We start from the raw sequence: 2,144 nt of genomic DNA, 5'->3' as shown, positions 1-2,144 counted from the left end.
AGCTGTGCTGGCGCTGGCTAACGGTGCGGCTATTACCCGCACCCATTTTGCCCGCCATCTGGTGAGCATTGGCAAAGCCAGCTCGATGGACAATGTATTTAAAAAGTACCTGGGTCGTGGCAAAATTGGCTATGTGCCCAATAATTGGGTAGAGATGGCCGAGGCCATCCGCTGGATCCATGATGCTGGCGGACAGACAGTACTGGCACACCCCCTTAAATACAAGTTTACAGCTAAATGGGTTAAGCGGCTGGCTGCGCATTTTGCTGACGCCGGCGGTGATGCCATAGAGATCATTTCTCCGCAGCAAACACCGGTGCAAAAGCGCGAACTGTGGGCCTTGTGCCAATTACATGGTTTAACGGCCTCGGTCGGTTCGGATTTTCATCAGCCAACACAGTGGAATGATCTGGGAAAAAACCTATATTTAACTGATGATGTGATACCTGTCTGGCAACATTGGTCATTGCCAGCAGCAAATACCTTACAACATTAATAAGAAGAACCTGTTATGAGCCAATTTTTTCAGATCCACCCTGATAACCCGCAGCAACGTTTAATAAAACAAGCGGTACAGATTATTCAGCAGGGTGGTGTGGTGGTCTATCCCACCGACAGTGGTTATGCATTGGGTTGCCATCTGGGTGACAAAACTGCGATGGAGCGCATTCTGCAAATCCGCCAGATCAGCGGCGATCACCACTTCACTATGTTATGCCGTGATCTGTCTGAGTTGTCGGTCTATGCCAAGGTCGAAAACAGCGCCTTTCGGTTAATTAAAAACAACACGCCCGGCGCTTATACTTTTATTTTGCGGGGCACTAAAGAAGTGCCAAAACGCTTGTTAAACGACAAGAAAAAGGCCATAGGCTTGCGTATCCCGGAAAACAAAGTGGCATTGGCGCTGTTGGCAGAATTAGGCGAGCCGTTGCTCAGTACCAGTTTGATCCTGCCTGGTGGCGAGTTTGCCGAAAGTGATCCGGATGATATTCGTAGCCGGCTGGAAAAACAGGTTAATCTGATCATAGACGGCGGTGTGTTGGGCGAAGCGCCAACCACGGTCGTGGACTTATCAGAAGATGAACCGGTATTACTGCGCGAAGGTCGCGGCGACCCGACGCCGTTTCGTTAACTAAAGCGAAGCGAAAGCGAAATGCAAAGAGCACGCCGATGCAAGCTGACAGCCTGACCATTCAGCCGCCATTACCCCTGGCTTATGTAAGAGGCGAGGCGGTACTGCAGCGGCCGGATGATCTCTATATTCCGCCTGATGCACTGGAAATCTTACTGGACGCCTTTGCCGGGCCTCTGGATTTTTTGCTGTATTTAATTCGCAAACACAAGTTTGATATTGTCGATTTACCGGTAAATGATATAACGCTGCAGTATATGGAATATATTGAGCTGATGCAGGGGCTGAATTTTGAGCTGGCGGCTGAATATCTGGTGATGGCGGCGATGCTGGCAGAAATCAAATCCCGTTTACTGTTACCGCGGCACAGCTTGCCCGACGAGGAAGAGGCTGACCCGCGGGCCGAACTTATCCGCCGCTTGCAGGAATACGAAGTATTTAAACAAGCCGCCACGCAAATCGATGCCTTACCCCGTGATGAGCGCGACCATTTTACCGCGCATGCGGTGCTGGCCGATAACTTTGCCCCACAACTGCTACTACCTGATGTCGAGCTGGCAGAGCTGACCTTGGCCCTAAAAGACATTATGAAACGCGCCAAAGAGTTTCAGCATCATCATATTAAACGCGAGCATTTATCTACCCGCGAGCGGATGAGCCGCATTCTGGAGTTACTGCGTGAGCAGCAAGGTTATCTGGCGTTTTCAGACTGCTTTGAATTATCCGAAGGCCGCGAGGGGGTGGTGGTGACGTTTTTAGCGATACTGGAGCTGACCAAAGAAAAGCTGGTTGAGATTATTCAGGCGGCGGCTTTTGGTCAAATACATGTCAAACTCAACACAGCTGAGGCATAATGAGCGGCAAAATTAATGAAGTGCAGTTATTGCAGCTGGTTGAGGCCGCCATTTTTGCCGCCGACAAGCCGCTTAGCAGCGATGATTTACAGCAAACCGTGCTTTATGGCTTTAATGTCAGTAAAAAACGGCTATGCCAGACGCTGGACAGGTTAATG

Annotated in this window: 2 protein-coding genes and 2 pseudogenes; all 4 read left to right on the top strand. The window is 50.1% G+C overall.

Annotation, left to right across the window (positions count from 1 at the left end):
- Positions 1-496: pseudogene (locus V7D78_RS08735) on the top strand (PHP domain-containing protein); the annotation flags it as partial.
- Between the two features lie 15 nt (positions 497-511).
- Entirely contained in the window at positions 512-1,132 is a 621-nt protein-coding gene (locus tag V7D78_RS08730) for an L-threonylcarbamoyladenylate synthase (RefSeq protein ID WP_333608062.1), read from the top strand.
- Positions 1,133-1,170: 38 nt separating this feature from the next.
- Positions 1,171-1,986, top strand: coding sequence for a segregation and condensation protein A (locus V7D78_RS08725; protein WP_333608061.1), 816 nt, complete (start codon positions 1,171-1,173; stop codon positions 1,984-1,986).
- A pseudogene (locus V7D78_RS08720) lies at positions 1,986-2,144 on the top strand (SMC-Scp complex subunit ScpB); the annotation flags it as partial. The gene V7D78_RS08725 and the pseudogene V7D78_RS08720, both read left to right, overlap by 1 nt.

The organism is Arsukibacterium sp., from assembly GCF_036735525.1.
Lineage (GTDB): Bacteria > Pseudomonadota > Gammaproteobacteria > Enterobacterales > Alteromonadaceae > Alishewanella.
The sequence above is the reverse complement of the archived record's forward strand: the minus strand, read 5'-3'. Positions and strand labels throughout refer to the sequence as shown.

Excerpts from the sequence above, each read along its gene's own strand:
- V7D78_RS08730 (WP_333608062.1), top strand. The coding sequence starts at position 512 with ATGAGCCAATTTTTTCAGATCCACCCTGATAACCCGCAGCAACGTTTA.
- V7D78_RS08725 (WP_333608061.1), top strand. The coding sequence starts at position 1,171 with ATGCAAGCTGACAGCCTGACCATTCAGCCGCCATTACCCCTGGCTTAT.